This window comes from Providencia sp. AGC89, assembly GCF_053543535.1.
Genome location: NZ_JBIXLP010000058.1, coordinates 1 through 384, shown reverse-complemented (window position 1 = coordinate 384; position 384 = coordinate 1). Strand labels below are relative to the sequence as shown.

At 44.0% G+C, this 384-nt stretch carries 1 protein-coding gene; it reads right to left on the bottom strand.

Going from position 1 to position 384, the window contains the following annotated elements:
- The coding region (locus tag ACIPUA_RS08250; protein ID WP_449059553.1) for a tyrosine-type recombinase/integrase at nucleotides 1–384 on the bottom strand (384 nt) is incomplete at both ends.

Here is a 384-nt window from a genome sequence, read left to right as displayed (position 1 = left end):
GATCACTTTCATGGGCACCCCATTAAAAATAAGGTGCATCGCAAAGCTGTGTCGGAAGGTTTTACAGGTGATCGGGTTAACAACATAGGAAACACCATTCGCTTCTGCTTGTTCAACCGCAGAGCGTAACCAATTTCTAACCGTATTATCACTTTGGATTGGCCAAATCTGGCTTTGATTCTTCAGCCGCATCGTCGCAAAGTAACTTCTCATCAATTGCACATACTGGGGATCGAAGAGTGCAACAATCCGTTTAGGACGCGCCTTGACTCTAATTTCCTTCGACTTTGTCTGTATTTCTCGTTGCTTAAGTGTTCGCAACACCACAAATGGGGTTTCTTCATCGAGATAAAAATCCCCTTTGGTTAATGCCAACGCTTCATG